16 protein-coding genes are annotated in these 16,820 nt (G+C 33.9%); 10 read left to right on the forward strand and 6 right to left on the reverse strand.

The annotated features are described in order from the left end of the window. The first annotated feature begins 111 nt into the window (after positions 1–111). The 3 genes from KCG49_RS04440 to KCG49_RS04450 all read left to right on the forward strand — a co-directional run bounded on the left by KCG49_RS04440 (position 112) and on the right by KCG49_RS04450 (position 2,348). On the forward strand, positions 112–249 hold the full coding sequence (locus KCG49_RS04440; protein ID WP_218544997.1) for a hypothetical protein: 138 nt from the start codon (positions 112–114) through the stop codon (positions 247–249). Between the two features lie 211 nt (positions 250–460). Next, the gene (locus tag KCG49_RS04445; protein WP_256259856.1) at positions 461–1,102 is read left to right on the forward strand and encodes an outer membrane beta-barrel protein; all 642 of its coding nucleotides are present in this window, start codon (positions 461–463) and stop codon (positions 1,100–1,102) included. A gap of 46 nt (positions 1,103–1,148) precedes the next feature. Next, positions 1,149–2,348: an AIR synthase related protein gene (locus KCG49_RS04450; RefSeq protein ID WP_218544999.1), complete on the forward strand. Its 1,200-nt coding sequence runs from the start codon at positions 1,149–1,151 to the stop codon at positions 2,346–2,348. Between the two features lie 330 nt (positions 2,349–2,678). Here KCG49_RS04450 and KCG49_RS16415 read toward each other — a convergent pair whose 3' ends face one another. Continuing rightward, the gene (locus KCG49_RS16415) at positions 2,679–2,873 is read right to left on the reverse strand and encodes an ATP-binding cassette domain-containing protein (RefSeq protein WP_256259858.1); all 195 of its coding nucleotides are present in this window, start codon (positions 2,871–2,873) and stop codon (positions 2,679–2,681) included. Positions 2,874–3,594: 721 nt separating this feature from the next. Here KCG49_RS16415 and prfA point away from each other — a divergent pair. The 3 genes from prfA (at position 3,595) to KCG49_RS04470 (ending at position 6,418) form a co-directional block, all read left to right on the forward strand. Further along, positions 3,595–4,671 carry a peptide chain release factor 1 gene (gene prfA / locus KCG49_RS04460; RefSeq protein WP_218545000.1) on the forward strand — a complete coding sequence of 359 codons (1,077 nt, stop codon included), beginning with the start codon at positions 3,595–3,597 and terminating at the stop codon, positions 4,669–4,671. A 74-nt stretch (positions 4,672–4,745) separates the two neighbouring features. Next, complete coding sequence (gene pyrF, locus KCG49_RS04465; protein WP_218545001.1) at positions 4,746–5,570, forward strand: orotidine-5'-phosphate decarboxylase; 825 nt, start codon at positions 4,746–4,748, stop codon at positions 5,568–5,570. Positions 5,571–5,638: 68 nt separating this feature from the next. After that, on the forward strand, positions 5,639–6,418 hold the full coding sequence (locus KCG49_RS04470; RefSeq protein WP_218545002.1) for an ABC transporter substrate-binding protein: 780 nt from the start codon (positions 5,639–5,641) through the stop codon (positions 6,416–6,418). A gap of 448 nt (positions 6,419–6,866) precedes the next feature. On the opposite strand, the gene KCG49_RS04475 is transcribed toward KCG49_RS04470, so the two are convergent. After that, entirely contained in the window at positions 6,867–7,067 is a 201-nt protein-coding gene (locus KCG49_RS04475; protein WP_218545003.1) for a Lacal_2735 family protein, read from the reverse strand. Positions 7,068–7,166: 99 nt separating this feature from the next. After that, entirely contained in the window at positions 7,167–7,871 is a 705-nt protein-coding gene (locus tag KCG49_RS04480; RefSeq protein WP_218545004.1) for a DUF4197 domain-containing protein, read from the reverse strand. A gap of 156 nt (positions 7,872–8,027) precedes the next feature. On the opposite strand from KCG49_RS04480, the gene KCG49_RS04485 reads away from it, so the two are divergent. Then, entirely contained in the window at positions 8,028–9,161 is a 1,134-nt protein-coding gene (locus KCG49_RS04485; RefSeq protein WP_218545005.1) for a TlpA family protein disulfide reductase, read from the forward strand. Between the two features lie 33 nt (positions 9,162–9,194). Here the strand turns inward: KCG49_RS04485 and KCG49_RS04490 are convergent, their stop codons facing one another. Both KCG49_RS04490 and purU read right to left on the reverse strand, forming a co-directional pair. Beyond that, positions 9,195–10,295 carry an OmpA family protein gene (locus tag KCG49_RS04490; protein WP_218545006.1) on the reverse strand — a complete coding sequence of 367 codons (1,101 nt, stop codon included), beginning with the start codon at positions 10,293–10,295 and terminating at the stop codon, positions 9,195–9,197. 253 nt (positions 10,296–10,548) lie between these two features. Further along, entirely contained in the window at positions 10,549–11,403 is an 855-nt protein-coding gene (purU, locus tag KCG49_RS04495; RefSeq protein ID WP_218545007.1) for a formyltetrahydrofolate deformylase, read from the reverse strand. A gap of 145 nt (positions 11,404–11,548) precedes the next feature. Here purU and KCG49_RS04500 point away from each other — a divergent pair, with 145 nt between their 5' ends. The 3 genes from KCG49_RS04500 (at position 11,549) to KCG49_RS04510 (ending at position 16,351) form a co-directional block, all read left to right on the forward strand. Beyond that, a complete protein-coding gene (locus KCG49_RS04500; protein WP_218545008.1) occupies positions 11,549–14,983 on the forward strand; it encodes a methylmalonyl-CoA mutase family protein in 3,435 nt (1,144 codons plus the stop codon). A gap of 238 nt (positions 14,984–15,221) precedes the next feature. After that, positions 15,222–15,554, forward strand: coding sequence for a DUF3703 domain-containing protein (locus KCG49_RS04505; protein ID WP_256259859.1), 333 nt, complete (start codon positions 15,222–15,224; stop codon positions 15,552–15,554). Between the two features lie 257 nt (positions 15,555–15,811). Beyond that, positions 15,812–16,351, forward strand: a complete 540-nt coding sequence (locus KCG49_RS04510) for a sigma-70 family RNA polymerase sigma factor (RefSeq protein ID WP_218545009.1) — start codon at positions 15,812–15,814, stop codon at positions 16,349–16,351. Here KCG49_RS04510 and KCG49_RS04515 read toward each other — a convergent pair. Next, positions 16,348–16,743: a hypothetical protein gene (locus tag KCG49_RS04515; protein WP_218545010.1), complete on the reverse strand. Its 396-nt coding sequence runs from the start codon at positions 16,741–16,743 to the stop codon at positions 16,348–16,350. The two genes, KCG49_RS04510 and KCG49_RS04515, sit on opposite strands and share 4 nt — an antisense overlap. Between the last annotated feature and the right edge of the window lie 77 nt (positions 16,744–16,820).

Here is a 16,820-nt window from a genome sequence, read left to right on the forward strand (position 1 = left end):
CTATCGTATTGTCGAAAAACGTGTTAATTCTAGGCAAAAAACAGGCCATAGTCATTTAAGCAAAGAGTTAATTTAGTATGTTTGTAGTGCTATTAATCAATATTTGTAAAAATGAAGAAGTTACTATTAAGCGTAGCTATTCTTGTGGGTGCGACTTTAATTCTTTCTCAAGACAATTCAGAAGACATAAAGGATGTTATCAAGGATGATGTTGTTAATGTTCAACCTGAGTTACAGACGGAATCTTAAAACTTTAAGATTATATTACAGGGCTCATGGCCTTTAAAAAGAAAAAAAGGATAAAATCAATAATACTGGTTTTATCCTTTTTTAATGCTGTAAACCTCTCATTTTAGTACATTTTGTAGAATAATTGTCTATATTGCATAGCTCCGTAACCTTAAATGACACCAACTTATTTTCTAATTAAGGTGATATGATTATCAAATATAAGTACATTTTGCTAACAACATTATTAACTGTTTTTCTTTTAAACAGTACTTATGCGCAAGATGAAAATGGAGAAACAAATAAAAAGCTCTATAAAAAGATTGAGTTCTATGATTTACGTGGCACTAATGCTGCTGATATGGCCATTGGCACGGCACTGATTACTGGTGATTTTCCGCAGCCAGAATTAGGAATTTATTTTAGGTTGGGTTACAAGCGCCATGTTACTGAGCATTTCGGTATCAGTTTAACTTTTAATAGATACAATCTGGCATTTGATGAAACGTTCCACGAAGGATTTATGTCCTTTGATTTAAACCTAGAATATTTAATAAACCCATATCATAATATTAGTCCATTTATTTACGGTGGATATGGATACAATGCAGATACTTCTTTTGAAACCACTGCAGCTAAGGCTCAAGGAGGTTTGGGAATAGAGTTCATTGTGCTAGAAAAATTTGGTGTAAAATTATTTGGCGAATATAATTACGTTTTCTCTGATGAGTCCAATCCTATTATCCAAGCAGAAAGTAATATTGGCTTCATTAGAATGGGATTGGGCTTAAACTTTTATTTTGGCGGTAATAAGAGAAAGCAAAAACTGTTAGATAGCATTGAAACTATAATTAATTCCAATTTAATTAAATAATAAATATCAATTCTTACTTTTGCAGAACCAATTATAAAATTCTTCAATGGGTAATTCGGTTAGTAAAAGGTATGCACAACGTGGCGTTTCTGCATCTAAAGAAGATGTGCATAATGCCATAAAAAATATTGATAAGGGGCTGTTTCCTAAGGCTTTTTGTAAAATAGTTCCAGATTATTTAACCAATGATGATGACTACTGCCTAATAATGCATGCAGATGGTGCAGGTACAAAATCGTCTTTAGCGTACATGTACTGGAAAGAAACAGGTGACCTCTCTGTCTGGAAAGGTATAGCTCAAGATGCATTAATTATGAATATTGACGACCTACTCTGCGTAGGAGCTACAGACAACATAATGCTGTCGTCTACCATAGGACGAAATAAAAACCGTATTCCGGGCGAAGTGATTTCTGCGATTATCAACGGAACAGAAGAATTAATCGAAGATTTAAAATCCTTTGGTGTAACAATTCACTCCACAGGAGGTGAAACGGCAGATGTTGGTGATTTAGTTAGAACCATCATCGTAGACTCTACAGTTACCGCTAGGATGAAACGTTCTGATGTTATAGATAATGCCAACATTAGTGAAGGAGATGCTATAGTAGGTTTAGAGTCTTTTGGTCAAGCCACTTACGAAACTGAATACAATGGAGGTATGGGAAGTAATGGTTTAACTTCTGCCAGACACGATGTATTTTCAAAATACTTGGCTGAAAAATATCCTGAAAGTTTTGATGCCGCTGTACCAGAAGATCTAGTGTATTCTGGACAAACAAAACTTACCGATTCAGTAGAGAATTCACCTATAGATGCAGGTAAGCTAGTGTTATCCCCTACGAGAACCTATGCGCCAATAATAAAAACCATTTTAAATACATACAATAGTGATTCTATTCATGGAATGGTGCATTGCAGTGGTGGAGCACAGACTAAAATTCTTCATTTTATAGATAAGCTCCATATTGTAAAAGACAATATGTTCAAAATTCCACCTTTGTTCAAATTGATACAAGAACAATCTAAAACGGATTGGAAGGAAATGTACCAAGTATTTAATTGTGGGCATCGTATGGAGTTGTACATAAAACCAGAAATTGCTGAAGATGTTATAGCCATTTCAAAATCATTTAATGTAAATGCTAAGATTATAGGTAGAGTAGAGGCTTTTCATTCTGATGCAAATCAGAACCAATCAAAAAAGCTTACTATAAAAAGTGAGTATGGGACTTTTGAGTATTAGTCTAAACTCCCTTCGCTTAAATACCTATAGTCTTCAAGTTTGGTTAGTTTTTCAATCTTTTTAGTTGTGCCATTCTGTAATAAATATATGGTGTCAGAACTGTCTATTATATGACGATACATATGGTCAGAAATGAGTATTGCCTTATGTTTCTTTTCTTCACATATTAGTTGTTTTATACTTTCAATGTAGATAGGTGCTAAATGAGAAAAGGGCTCGTCGAGAAATACAATCTCACTTTTGGCTTTAAGGATGATATAAGTTTCTATAACGCGCCTTTCGCCGCCAGAAAGTTTTCTAAATTTTGAATTTTTATATTTAGAGAATGCTTCAAATGTTGTTAATTCTAATTAATTTGTACTTAGGTTTTAAGTTGCCAAAGGCAATATTTAATAAACTACTCTTTCCACAACCATTTTTTCCAAGTATAGCTGTAACAGTGCCAGTTTCTGCTTTTAGATAAATACCGTTTAAAATACGTTTGCTTCTAAAATATAATTCTACATTATCAAGTTCAAATATCAAATTTTAATGTTTTTACAGCAATGTGTTAAATAAAAAAAGAACGAGAGCTGTTATAACACTATCGGTAAAAAACACAAATAAAAATAGAATTAATGGAGACATACCAAGGTTTTTATAAAAGGTGAGTTTTTGTTTGTTAGAGGTCTCCATCATAAAATACCAAGCAAACCCAGTAAGAAATAGTTTAGTGACGATTGCAGCAACATAATTAGGATTAATTACTCCAATCGTAATAGTCACAATTAAAGATGCGTAGATATATAATTTGTAGAAATTTAGTAAAACAATAAGTCTATTCATCTTGGAAAAATACAATATTTAAATAAACCCTTTTATAAGCACCAAAAAAGTACAGGTAATTAAGCCATCCAGTATAAAGATTATACTAAAAAATTTTAGGTGAGATACACCCCTAATCTTATAGAATTTTAAACGTTGCCTTAGTTTTCTATCGCTTATCATTATCCAAAGTAAAAACACCAAAAATAATTTTGTACATAGTGCCAATATCAATTCAGGATTGATAACCGTAATCGCAATAGTCACTAAAAATGACCAAAGCGCAAGTGGTTTATAGTAGTTTAGTATAGAGGTGAACTGCCTTACCATATAACTAACAACGCAAAAACAATTAAAATTATTTTCTTAATTGTTATAAAAATACGCTCTCATAAAAATCCATAAAAAATTGTACTTTTGAAATTCAATTTTTTGAAGAGAGATGTTAGAGAAAATACAGATGGTGAAGCAACGTTTTGATGAGGTCAATGACCTTATCATTCAACCCGATATTATTTCGGATCAAAAACGTTACATAAAACTTAATAAAGAATACAAAGACCTTAAGCAGATTGTTGACAAAGGTGAAATTTATAAAGAGCTTTTAGACAACATTTCTGAAGCTGAAGAAATCATTGCTGACGGCACCGATGCCGAAATGGTTGAGATGGCAAAAATGCAGCTCGACGAAGCTAAAGAGCAAATTCCTAAGCTAGAGGAAGACATTCGTTTTATGTTAATTCCTAAAGACCCAGACGATGCTAAAAATGTCGTTGTAGAGGTAAGGGCTGGTACTGGCGGCGATGAAGCAAGTATTTTCGCTGGGGATTTGTTTAGAATGTACTCTAAATATTGCAGTGATAAAGGCTGGAGAGTAGATGTGGTAAGCCAGAGTGATGGTACATCTGGAGGATTTAAGGAAATTATTTTTGAAGTCTCTGGAGAAGATGTTTACGGTACCATGAAGTTTGAAGCTGGCGTACACCGAGTACAACGTGTACCACAGACCGAAACACAAGGACGTGTCCATACAAGTGCGGCAACGGTAATGGTATTGCCAGAAGCTGAGGAGTTTGATGTTGAGTTAGACATGGCAGAAGTACGCATAGAGCGTACCACATCAACAGGTCCCGGAGGTCAGTCGGTAAATACAACCTATTCGGCAATTAAGCTGCACCACGAACCTACAGGAATGATCGTAAGCTGCCAAGACCAGAAATCGTCCCATAAAAACTTAGAAAAAGCCCTAAAGGTATTACGCTCTAGATTATATGAATTAGAACTGGCAAAAAAACAGGCTGCCGATTCAGAAAAGCGTAAAAGTATGGTAAGCTCTGGTGATAGAAGTGCTAAGATTAGAACTTATAATTACCCACAAGGCCGTGTAACCGATCATAGAATTGGTTTAACACTTTACGATCTACAGAATATCATTAATGGTGATATTCAAAAAATAATAGACGAATTAATGTTAGCTGAAAATACGGAGTTGTTAAAAGCTAATGATGACGTTATCTAAATTCCTGCTCAGATAGGAATCTTGTAACAACCACGAATACACTAATTAATTATTCGTGAATTAGTGACAAATAAATGACAACAAACCAACTCATAAAACAAATCCATAAAAAGCAATCCTTTCTCTGTATTGGACTTGATGTGGATTTAAATAAGATCCCAAAATATCTATTAAACGAAGATGATCCCATCTTTACTTTCAATAAAGCTATAATTGATGCAACACATCATTTTTGTGTGGCTTACAAACCCAATACGGCATTTTATGAAGCTTATGGCATTAAAGGTTGGCAAGCTTTAGAAAAGACGATTAGTTATCTTAATGAAAATCATCCAGATATATACACAATAGCGGATGCAAAACGTGGAGATATAGGCAATACAAGTACGATGTATGCCAAGGCTTTTTTTGAAGATTTAGGCTTCGATAGTGTTACAGTTGCACCATATATGGGAAAAGACTCTGTAGAACCTTTTTTAGCCTTTAAGGACAAACATACTATTCTTCTGGGACTGACATCTAATCAAGGAGCATTTGATTTTCAAACTAAGTGCGTTGATGGAGTGGAGTTATATAAAGAAGTTTTGGAAACTTCAAAATTCTGGAATAACTCAGAAAACTTAATGTACGTGGTTGGTGCTACAAAAGCAGAGTTTTTAGCAGATATTCGTAGAATTATTCCGGATAGTTTTTTACTTGTACCTGGCGTTGGTGCTCAAGGTGGAAATTTACAAGACGTTTGTAAATATGGAATGAATAATTCTGTAGGTTTATTGATAAATTCTTCAAGAGGAATCATTTATGCATCTCAAGATGAAGATTTCGCTGAAGCAGCTGCAAAAAATGCCGAAGTGCTACAGTTGCAAATGAAGGCTATTTTAAGTAGGCAATCTCAGTAACGGTCACAGTTATTCCATCTGGGTAAAACTGAATACTGCGACTGAGAACTAATAGAGTGACTGAAAACATGAAAGACCAGCTCAATCGTAAACTTAAAATAAGTAAAACACCAAAGCGAATCGTATCTTTGGTACCATCCCAAACAGAATTATTGGTTGATTTGGGTTTGGAGGCTTCAATAGTTGGCGTTACAAAATTTTGCATTCATCCAAAACATTTGAGAAAAGAAAAAACTATTGTTGGTGGCACCAAACAAATTCATATTGAAAAAATAAAAGCACTACAGCCAGATATCATTCTGTGTAATAAAGAAGAGAATACGAAGTCAATAATAGAAGGATTGCAAAGTATAGCGCCGATACATATTAGTGATATTTACACTATGGATGATTGCTATGAGATTATCACTATGTATGGTAAATTGTTTCGGGTTGAGGATAGAGCTTCAAGACTTGTGTCTAACATTAAAAAAGAGCGAGAACGTTTTCAAAATTCAATCAAAAAATCACAACAACAAAAAATAGCTTATTTCATTTGGAAAGCACCATGGATGGTTGCTGCTTCTAATACCTTTATTGATTATATGATAAATGAAGCGGGTTTTATTAATGTTTTTGATAATGAGGAGCGTTACCCTGAAATTGGTTTGGATCATTCAAAATTAAGAGATGCAGATGTTATTTTTCTGTCCAGCGAACCTTATCCGTTTAAGGAAAAGCATGTGTTAGAATTAAAATCCCACTTTCCTGATAAGCAAGTTAAAATTGTGGACGGTGAGTTATTTTCTTGGTACGGAAGTCGGCTGCAGCTATCTTTTAAATATTTTGAATCTCTTTATAACGGATAATAAAAAAGTCGGTACCTAACTAAAATACCGACTTAATCTAACTAACTTCCCAATCTCTTTAAAGAGTGTTTTCTTTTGCTATACAAAGATGCCTCCTTCTCATGGTTTTAATGTTATGCTAACATTAGCATATAATTAAATGTAGTTTAATAACCTCAATTGAAGCCATATAGATCATAAAACAATATCTCAATTATCATTGACCCTAGTTTTTGTTTTAGTAGTGCTAGGCCAAAATAGGCCTTATAGTGATTGCTCTTAAAAGGAAATAAAAGTAAAAATTAGATGATTTTAAGTACTAATAATGAAATCAATGCTGAAAGAAGAACGTTTTTCATCGTGTTACATGGACTGATAATTAAGATGGAACGGTTAGGCATTATCTGAAAACCATTACCGAAGGTAAAGAAGTTACGTAAGCCTTTGATGAACTGTATAAAAGCAAAGATTAATTGATTCGCAAATTTGTGTCTCCTCCGATAACAAATCTAAGCTTATTTAGCTCGTAAAGCACTTTAGTTGCTTGGTATTCGGAAAAATCACTTAGCGCATGATCTGTTTGCCTTAGGTTATAAGCATCTTCAATAAGTTGCAAGTACTTTTGTTTTAGTCTCGTTTTCTTTTGGAGCAACTTTTCTGAATTAGGCACAATTAAAGCATGTTGGTTTTACTACGTCAAGTTAATAAATATTCAGATACAATTTTAAAAATTGTTTGAAAAAGCAACAAAAAAAATGAACAATTTATATCAATCCTGTAAAGCAAACACTTTTTTCAACAAATCCGTAGTACGTGAAGACACTTTGTTTCTAATTTCTTTTTCTTCTAGAGCTATCATTTTGTAAACACCATTTAGTGCTTCACTGGTTACGTAATCTGTTAAATCTGGGTTAACATTGTTTGTAAGTGGAAGGTTGTTGTATTTAGTGATGAGATTGGTCCAAATTTGGTCTGCACCAACTTTACTAAACGAATTATTTATTACAGGTTTAAACTTGTTATACAATTCGGTTTGGGTTTTGGTAGTTAGATAATTTGTTGCGGCATCATCTTCTCCTAAAAGAATATTCTTTGCATCGTTAAATGTAATATCCTTAACAGCGTTAATAAAAATAGGAGTGGCTTCCTTTACGGCATCTTCCGCAGCTCTGTTTAGAGCTTTTATGCCGCTGTCTGCTAAACTGCTCAAACCAATTTTTCTGAGTGCGTCATCAACTTTTTGTAATTCTTCAGGTAGTAAAATCTTAACCAGTTCATTTTTATAGAATCCATCTTTTTTTGTAAGCTTGGTAACCTGTTTATCTATGCCTAAATCTAGTGCTTGTCTTAAACCAGTTGCCATATCTGCATTACTAAGTCCGCCACCTTGGGGAAGGGATTCTACAACTTGCTGTAGTTCAGCACATGATGTTAAGATTGAAATAGATAGGAAAAATACAAATAGTCGTTTCATGATATTTTTTTTCAAAGATATAATAATACTTATTGAAGTAGGTTATAATTATTAACCGATAATTGTTTATACTATTATTTGTAAACGTATTTTTAAATTTTCAAATTGTTATTTTTAGCACAGTATTTGTTTATCTATTAGAAAATTACATAATTTATGATGAATTGTTTTTTCAAAAAATATCTCTCAGCAGTAATTATTTGTGTAGTATCTGTAGCTTATTCTTACGGGCAGGTGAATATTTCTGAGTTTATTCAAGAATCCAAAATTGCTTCACCAGATAACAATAAATTGTTTTTTGTAGACTTTTGGGCGACTTGGTGTGGGCCTTGTATCACTGCAAAAGAACACTTGGGTGTTTTACAAAAGCAATTCCCCAATGACTTTTATGTGGTTTCATTGTCTAGTGAAAATCCTTTAAATGTTGAAAAGTTCTTAAAGAGAAAACCCAACGATTTAGCGGTAGCCATAGATTATAATAAGGAAACATTTAAAGCGCATAATGTTAGGGTGCTTCCAGATGGCGTATTGTTTAATGCCAAAGGAAAAGTACTTTGGCAAGGTGGTGCACCTGATTTAAAAGCGGGAACAATAGCTAAATTTTTAAGACAGGAAAAGTCTAAAACATCACTAAGATCGTTTTTCCAAGTTATAGATATAGCTGAAGAATTAAGTACTGAATATATTCCAACAAACGCTTTAGAAATTAAGCCCATAAGCGATAATAATAATGAGTTGTTTGTTGTTGATAATAGTAAGTATTTAAAATTATCGGGATCGTTAAAATCTATTGTTGGTTATTTAGCAAAAATCTATAAGAATCAAATTATTTTAGAGCAAGGCTTAGATACTAATTTTGAAGTTTATTTTAAAAAGCCTTTTAATGCCAATGAAAATTTAGCTTACAAGCTAATTACTGAAATGAATTTAGGTATAGAGCGAAAGTCTAATAAAGGTGAAGGAATAAGCTTTACAATAGATGCGCCCAAATTTTGGGATACAAATCAAATAGATTGGGGAAAGGGAAATGCCAAATATTTAATTGGTGATTCACAAATTAAAGCAGATAATGTGTCTTTAAAGGATGTTTCTTACCAATTGGCTTACGTTTTAGATATGCCAGTCATTATTCCAGATGATACTGAATTAAACCTCACGCTCCATGATTGGGACTTTCATTATAAATTTTTTCAGCTTATGCAGTCCGATCTTGAAGATAATTACGGTATTATAGCCGAAAAGAAAGTCGTTACATATGCTGTATACCACATACAAAAAAAAGCTCCTTAAAGGAGCTTTTTTCATCTAAAAACAATCTAAGTTTTAGTTATTAATAACTCTAAACTCAGTGCGTCTGTTTCTTTGGTGCTGTGCTTCAGAACAATCAACTCCGTTAGAACATCTGTTAGTTAATCTTGTTTCACCAAAACCTCTTGCTGTTAATCTGCTTCTAGAGATTCCTTTTGATACTAAGTAGTTTACAACAGAATTGGCTCTTTGTTGAGACAATGATTGGTTAAAGGCATCGTTACCTCTAGAATCTGTATGAGACATAATTTCAATGCTTACGTTGCTGCCAGATAAGATTGGCAATAAAGTATCGTCAATGGTCTTCTTAGAAGCAGGAGTTAATCTTGCACTACCTAATTCGTAAAATACAGGTAATACGTTTGGATCTAATAACTCACAATCCACTTCTTCCCAAGTTGTAATACCACCTTTTTTGTCCAGTACAGTTCTTGTTACTGTTTGGTATTGTGCTGGGATTGTATTCTTTGTTGTAGAAGCAGGTGTGTCAACAACTCTTCTCGTAATAGTTGTGTATTCTGCAGGAATTTCAATTTCATCCACTCTAGCAGGAGTCTTAATAACACGTTTTTTGTACGTTGTTGATTGTTCTGGTACAGGTATAGAATTTGTACTTGCATCAGCAGCTAACGTTGTAAATTGCACATCTCTAAATTGTGCAGGATACTCAACAAAGCAAGCCGCAACACAGTCTTCTTTATTAACGGAAGGGCAATCTTCCAACACTTTGTATTCCCAACCCGATGTTTTAGGATATACCTCAAAAGTTCTTGAGTCACTACCAAAAGTTGCAGGAACAACTTTAAGATCTGTACGACCCTCTTTCTTAACGTAAGGTACTTCTACAGTTTCGTATGTAGCAGGTACATAAACGAATTTTTTAGTCGCTTCTTTTACTAAAACACGCTCTTCAACAGTTTTGTAAGTTGCAGGAACCACTTTTAAGGTAGAGTAAGCTGGGTATGTCTGTATAGTCTCTTCTACGTCCTTAAATGTATCTTTAGTGATACACTTTACATAACATTTACCTGGTTCAGGATTTGTTGGTAAACCTTGTGCTTGAGAAAATCCAATTCCAGCAACAAAGCATACAAATAATAATAGTTTTTGTTTCATAAGAAATTAATAATTAGTTAATGGTTATAGTTTACTTTTAGCGTAGGTTTTTTATCCCACGTACATAGGTTAGACACATATATCCAGCAATGGTCACTATTAATTTTGAAGTTGGGATGTAAGTTAATGGTTGGTTTTAGCTGGTTTGATGTGTTTTGTTGCGTAAAACCTATTTTATATATTGAAAATGTAAGAAGTTTATAAAATACTGGTATTTATTTTGAATAATTTTAATCTTTATTTATCCTAATTATCATGAAAATATTACAGTTTTATTATTGAATACCATTACTTTTCGGTTGGCATGAAGTTTTATGGCATTGGATAGAACAATCTTTTCCAAATCACGTCCTTTAGCAATTAAATCTTTAATAGAATACGAATGCGATACATGTGCAACATCTTGTTCTATAATAGGGCCAGCATCCAACTCTTCTGTTATATAATGACTTGTCGCTCCTATAATTTTTACACCTCTCTTGTAAGCTGAATGGTAAGGTTTCGCACCAACAAAAGCAGGTAAAAAAGAATGATGAATGTTAATAATTTTATTAGGATACTTGTCAATGAGAAGCCCAGAAACTATTTGCATATATCTTGCTAAGACAATAAAATCTATACTGTAAGATTCTAATAGCTCTAACTGTTTTAACTCAGCTTCGCGTTTAGTTGTTTTTGAAACAGGAACATGGTAAAAAGGAATGTTAAAACTATCAGCAATAGGTTTTAAATCATTGTGGTTGCTCAATATAAAAGGGATTTCTAGAAACAATTCACCAGAATTATACCGCCCTAAAATATCGTACAAACAGTGGTCGTATTTAGAAACAAATAAAGCCATTCTAGGTTTCTTCTCTGCAGCATACATGCGCCACTTTAGTTGAAATTTGTCAGCCAAAGCAATGTTGAATGAACCCTTAAAATTTTCAATCGAAAAAGAATTAGAGTCAAACTCACATTCCAAACGCATAAAAAAGATATTTTGCTCCCGATCTACATGTTGATCGATGTAAACAATATTGCCATCGTTATTGGCCATAAAATTGGTGACCGAAGCAATTATGTTTGGTTGGTCCTCACAATGAATCAATAATGTGATTTTATTCATAAAAATGAATTTAAATGAATTACCAAAATAGATTAAAATATAATGCTATTTTAACTCTCCTTAAATTTTAGATAATTGATGATTATAGTTATATTTTTTTGAATATTCCGTAAATTTGCCTCTCAATTAAGTAAGATTTTTACGAATGGAACAAGTTGCGCCATATAAGCCAAAACATAAAGTACGAATTGTAACTGCAGCATCACTGTTTGATGGACACGATGCAGCCATCAATATAATGCGTCGTATAATTCAATCCACAGGAGTGGAAGTCATTCATTTGGGCCATGACAGAAGTGTAGAAGAAGTTGTTAATACAGCTATACAAGAAGATGCCAATGCTATTGCAATGACATCTTATCAAGGTGGTCACAACGAATACTTTAAGTACATGTATGATTTGCTTAAAGAAAAGGGAGCTGGGCATATAAAAATCTTTGGAGGTGGAGGTGGAGTAATTCTACCAGAAGAAATCAAGGATTTAATGGATTATGGGATTACCAGAATCTATTCCCCAGACGATGGTAGAGAAATGGGGCTTCAAGGAATGATTAATGACTTAGTAATGCAGTCGGATTACGCCATAGGAGATCAGCTTAACGGTGAAGTGAAAGTCCTTCATAAAAAGGATCCAAAATCTATAGCTAGGGTAATTTCGGCAGCTGAAAACTTTCCAGATGTTGCAAAAGACACGCTTGAAATTATTCATGCAAAAAACAAAAACTCAAAAACACCTGTACTGGGAATCACGGGAACTGGGGGAGCTGGAAAATCCTCATTGGTTGATGAATTGGTAAGACGTTTTCTGATAGATTTTCCAGAAAAAACAGTTGGTTTAATTTCTGTTGACCCTTCTAAACGTAAAACAGGAGGTGCATTATTGGGAGATAGAATCCGAATGAATGCCATTAATTCACCTAGAGTTTATATGCGAAGTTTAGCAACACGTCAGTCTAACTTAGCCTTATCTAAATATGTTAATGAGGCGGTTGAAGTTTTAAAGGCAGCTGAATATGATTTAATTATACTCGAAACATCTGGTATTGGGCAGTCCGATACTGAAATTCTTGAGCATAGCGATGTGTCACTTTATGTAATGACACCAGAATTTGGTGCGGCGACACAATTGGAAAAAATCGATATGCTCGATTTTGCAGACTTGGTCGCAATTAACAAATTTGATAAACGAGGAGCTTTAGATGCGCTTCGTGATGTGAAAAAACAATATATGCGTAACCACAATATGTGGCATGCAGACCCAGATACAATGCCAGTGTTTGGTACAATAGCATCTCAGTTTAATGATCCAGGAATGAATACGCTTTACAAAGCGATAATGGATAAATTGGTTGAGAAAGCCAAAGCAGATTTAGAATCAACATTCGAGATTTCTAAGGAAATGAGCGAAAAGATTTTTGTAATTCCACCAGCCCGTACACGCTATTTGTCTGAAATTGCTGAAAATAATCGTGCTTATGACAAAACAACGGATGCTCAGGTAGAAGTGGCTCAAAAGCTTTATGGCGTTTATAAAACCATTTGTTCCGTTGCTGTCATTTCGAACGAAAGTGAGAAATCTAACCTCACAAAAAACGGAATAGATCAAGAAGAGATTCTTCGCTCTGCTCAGAATGACAACGAAGACTTTTTAAAACTACTTATTGCTGAATTTGATCGTGTTAAATTAAACTTAGATCCCTATAACTGGGAAATAATTACAGGATGGGACGAAAAAGTAAATCGCTACAAAGCGCCAATCTATTCCTTTAAGGTTAGAGATAAGGAAATAAAGATTGAAACGCATACTAAATCTTTATCACATTCAGATATTCCAAAAGTCGCATTACCAAAGTATGAAGCTTGGGGAGATATTCTAAGATGGTGTTTACAAGAAAATGTCCCAGGTGAATTTCCTTATGCCTCAGGGCTGTATCCGTTTAAAAGAACTGGGGAAGATCCAACACGTATGTTTGCAGGTGAAGGTGGGCCAGAGCGTACCAACAGACGTTTTCACTACGTGAGTTTGGGTATGCCGGCAAAACGTTTGTCAACTGCTTTTGATAGTGTGACGCTTTATGGAAATGATCCAGATTATAGACCGGATATTTATGGAAAAATTGGTAATGCCGGTGTAAGTATCTGCTGTTTAGACGATGCAAAAAAGTTATATTCTGGTTTTAATTTAGCAGATCCGATGACTTCTGTAAGTATGACAATTAACGGTCCGGCACCAATGGTGTTAGGTTTTTTTATGAATGCAGCTATCGATCAGCAATGCGAAATCTACATTAAGAAAAATGGTCTAGAAGGTGACGTAGAGAAAAAGATTGAAAAAATCTATAAAGGAAAAACAAGACCGAGTTACAACGGAGATATTCCTGAAGGTAATGATGGCCTTGGATTGATGCTTTTAGGTGTTACTGGAGATCAGGTACTGCCAAAAGCCATATATGAAGATATAAAAGCCAAAACGATTGCTCAAGTTAGAGGAACTGTTCAAGCAGATATTTTAAAGGAAGACCAAGCACAAAATACGTGCATCTTTTCTACGGAATTTGCTTTACGCCTTATGGGAGACGTTCAAGAATACTTTATTGAAAATGGAGTTAGAAATTTCTATTCGGTTTCTATTTCTGGATACCATATTGCAGAAGCTGGAGCCAATCCGATTTCGCAATTGGCATTCACATTGGCCAATGGTTTTACTTATGTAGAGTATTACTTAAGTAGAGGTATGGATATCAATAAGTTTGGACCAAACTTATCCTTTTTCTTTTCAAACGGTATCGATCCAGAGTATGCGGTTATTGGCAGAGTAGCCAGAAAGATTTGGGCAAAAGCTTTAAAGCACAAATATGGTGCAAATCCGAGAGCACAGATGTTAAAATATCATATACAAACCTCTGGTCGCAGTTTACACGCTCAGGAAATTGATTTTAATGATATACGAACAACGCTTCAGGCACTTTATGCGATTTATGATAACTGTAATTCGTTGCATACTAACGCTTATGATGAAGCTATTACCACACCAACTGAAGAGTCGGTCCGTCGTGCTATGGCTATTCAGTTGATTATCAATAAGGAATTAGGGTTGGCTAAGAATGAAAACCCAATTCAAGGCTCATTTATAATCGAAGAATTAACCGATTTAGTTGAAGAAGCAGTTCTGATTGAATTTGACAGAATAACAGAGCGCGGTGGAGTACTTGGTGCTATGGAAACGATGTACCAGCGTTCAAAAATTCAGGAAGAGAGTTTATATTATGAAACCTTAAAGCATAACGGTGAATTTCCAATTATTGGCGTTAATACGTTTTTGAGCAGTAAAGGATCACCAACAGTACAACCAGCTGAGGTGATAAGGGCTACTGAGGAAGAAAAAGAATTTCAGATAAAAACATTAGAGCATTTACATAATGCTCATGATACTTCGGAATTATTAAAAGATCTACAGATGAAAGCTGTCAACAACAAAAATATTTTTGAAGCCTTGATGGAAGTTTGTAAGGTCTGTTCCTTAGGACAGATTACTTCGGCATTGTTTGAAGTTGGTGGGCAGTACCGTAGAAATATGTAAACAGAATTCTAATTTTGAAAAGCCTAGCGCATTCAAGATTTTGGATATTCTTTTATACCAGGAGAAGTTCAAGGATCTCAGATAGCTAAATGCTGTGTTTTAAGAATTAGTATGTACAGTTTTACTAAGCTAGCACTAAACTTAGTGCAGTCGAAGAGTATTTTAATTTTTTTAAAAAAATGCAACATTTTTGCATCTTTTCATTCCATTTGCTGTCTATTGAGAAAGACAAATACCAATGGACAAATTAAAGCAAGAATTTTATCATCAATTAGATTTAGCAAAAGCGGAGTTGAAGCTTAAAAACTATTCAAAATCTTTTTATCATTTAGAAAGTGCTCATATTCTTGGACAAAACCACATCGCTAGGCATACAGTTAGTCATTTGTGGATGCTATATTATGGAATAAAAACGAAGAATGTAAAAGAGATTACAGGTCAAATACTTAGAATTTTGGCGTCACTATTGTTTACTTTAATTTGGGTTCCTTTCGGAAACACAGGTGGATCTAATGTTTCTGCAATTAAGCCCATGCCAATAAGAAAAGAATTACAGAAATTTTTTAATTAAAAATGCATCTTTTTAATAGTCTTATCGTCTACTGGATGAACATTAAAACTTTAAAATTATGAAAACTATAAATGAATGTACTTGCAATTGCGAACCATGTAATAATGGAAGATGCAAAGATTGTACTTGTGATAATTGTGCGTGTATAAATTGTAATTGTTAAATTTATTGTCATTTAGAGCGTAGTCTAGAAATCTATAATATTCAGTATAACATTTTCACTACGCTCAATGTGACACTTAAGTTATGTTTTAATTATGACCACAAAAACAGTTTGGGATAAATATTCAGCAGATATAAAGCGCTTCATTTTAAGCAAGGTTAAGGATGAAACAATATCTGATGACATACTACAGGATACTTTTATTAAAGTGCATACCAAACTTTATACATTAAAGGAAGGTGCTAAGTTAAAGCCATGGCTGTTTTCAGTAGCACGATATACTATTCTCGATTATTTTAAAACCTCAAAAAAGATGGTTGAATTAAATGAGTTTAAGGACGAAATTGATGCGCAACCGACAGAGCATACAGAAAAAGATTGTTTAAGAGGTATACTAATAAATCTACCAAAAAAATACAGAGCCCCTATATTTTTATCTGATATTATGGGTTTTAAGCAAAAAGAAGTGGCGGAACGACTTAGATTACCATTACCAACTGTAAAATCTCAAATTCAACGTGGACGAAAACAAATTGCCCAAGGATTTATGGATTGTTGCGGCTATAAAATGAATAAAAAAGGGCATTTGGTTGGTGAACTTCAGGAAAAAGAAGATTGCAGGATTTGTAACTAAAGTGTCATCATCCAATTACGCTGTAATGTTTTAAACTTTTTCAGTTCATCTTTTAGGATTGGTAAAAAGTCTTTTCCATTGCTTTTTGAACGCTCTAACCGTCTGCAATTACTGTATAGTTTTGAGGTTAAACGTTCCAAACTTTCCAAGTGTTGGTGTTTTTTTTCAGAATAACGCTCACGCTCAGCATTAATAATTTCTGGTGCTAAATTAGTGGATTGCTGAACAATATCTCCAGAGAAATAAATATCATTATCCTCCGAACCATCACTGTTTAAATACGAAAGGTCATGGTTTAAATAGGTAGAAATGCTTCGAGACAGCGTGATGATATCCATAGCCTTTCTGTATACAGGCAAATCCGATAAATGTGATGGTAGGTTATAATTCATTTTTTAATAGCAATTACAACGAAATTACGGACTAGATGCGATATTTTACTTTAAATATTAAAGTAAAATTGTATATT

Source organism: Winogradskyella luteola (assembly GCF_019203985.1).
GTDB classification, from domain to species: domain Bacteria; phylum Bacteroidota; class Bacteroidia; order Flavobacteriales; family Flavobacteriaceae; genus Winogradskyella; species Winogradskyella luteola.

Coding starts and splice junctions, on each gene's coding strand:
- KCG49_RS04470 (WP_218545002.1), top strand. CDS start 5,639: ATGAAAGACCAGCTCAATCGTAAACTTAAAATAAGTAAAACACCAAAG.
- KCG49_RS04485 (WP_218545005.1), top strand. CDS start 8,028: ATGATGAATTGTTTTTTCAAAAAATATCTCTCAGCAGTAATTATTTGT.
- KCG49_RS04510 (WP_218545009.1), top strand. CDS start 15,812: ATGACCACAAAAACAGTTTGGGATAAATATTCAGCAGATATAAAGCGC.
- prfA (WP_218545000.1), top strand. CDS start 3,595: ATGTTAGAGAAAATACAGATGGTGAAGCAACGTTTTGATGAGGTCAAT.
- KCG49_RS04450 (WP_218544999.1), top strand. CDS start 1,149: ATGGGTAATTCGGTTAGTAAAAGGTATGCACAACGTGGCGTTTCTGCA.
- pyrF (WP_218545001.1), top strand. CDS start 4,746: ATGACAACAAACCAACTCATAAAACAAATCCATAAAAAGCAATCCTTT.
- KCG49_RS04500 (WP_218545008.1), top strand. CDS start 11,549: ATGGAACAAGTTGCGCCATATAAGCCAAAACATAAAGTACGAATTGTA.
- KCG49_RS04505 (WP_256259859.1), top strand. CDS start 15,222: ATGGACAAATTAAAGCAAGAATTTTATCATCAATTAGATTTAGCAAAA.
- KCG49_RS04440 (WP_218544997.1), top strand. CDS start 112: ATGAAGAAGTTACTATTAAGCGTAGCTATTCTTGTGGGTGCGACTTTA.
- purU (WP_218545007.1), bottom strand. CDS start 11,403: ATGAATAAAATCACATTATTGATTCATTGTGAGGACCAACCAAACATA.
- KCG49_RS04490 (WP_218545006.1), bottom strand. CDS start 10,295: ATGAAACAAAAACTATTATTATTTGTATGCTTTGTTGCTGGAATTGGA.
- KCG49_RS04515 (WP_218545010.1), bottom strand. CDS start 16,743: ATGAATTATAACCTACCATCACATTTATCGGATTTGCCTGTATACAGA.
- KCG49_RS04480 (WP_218545004.1), bottom strand. CDS start 7,871: ATGAAACGACTATTTGTATTTTTCCTATCTATTTCAATCTTAACATCA.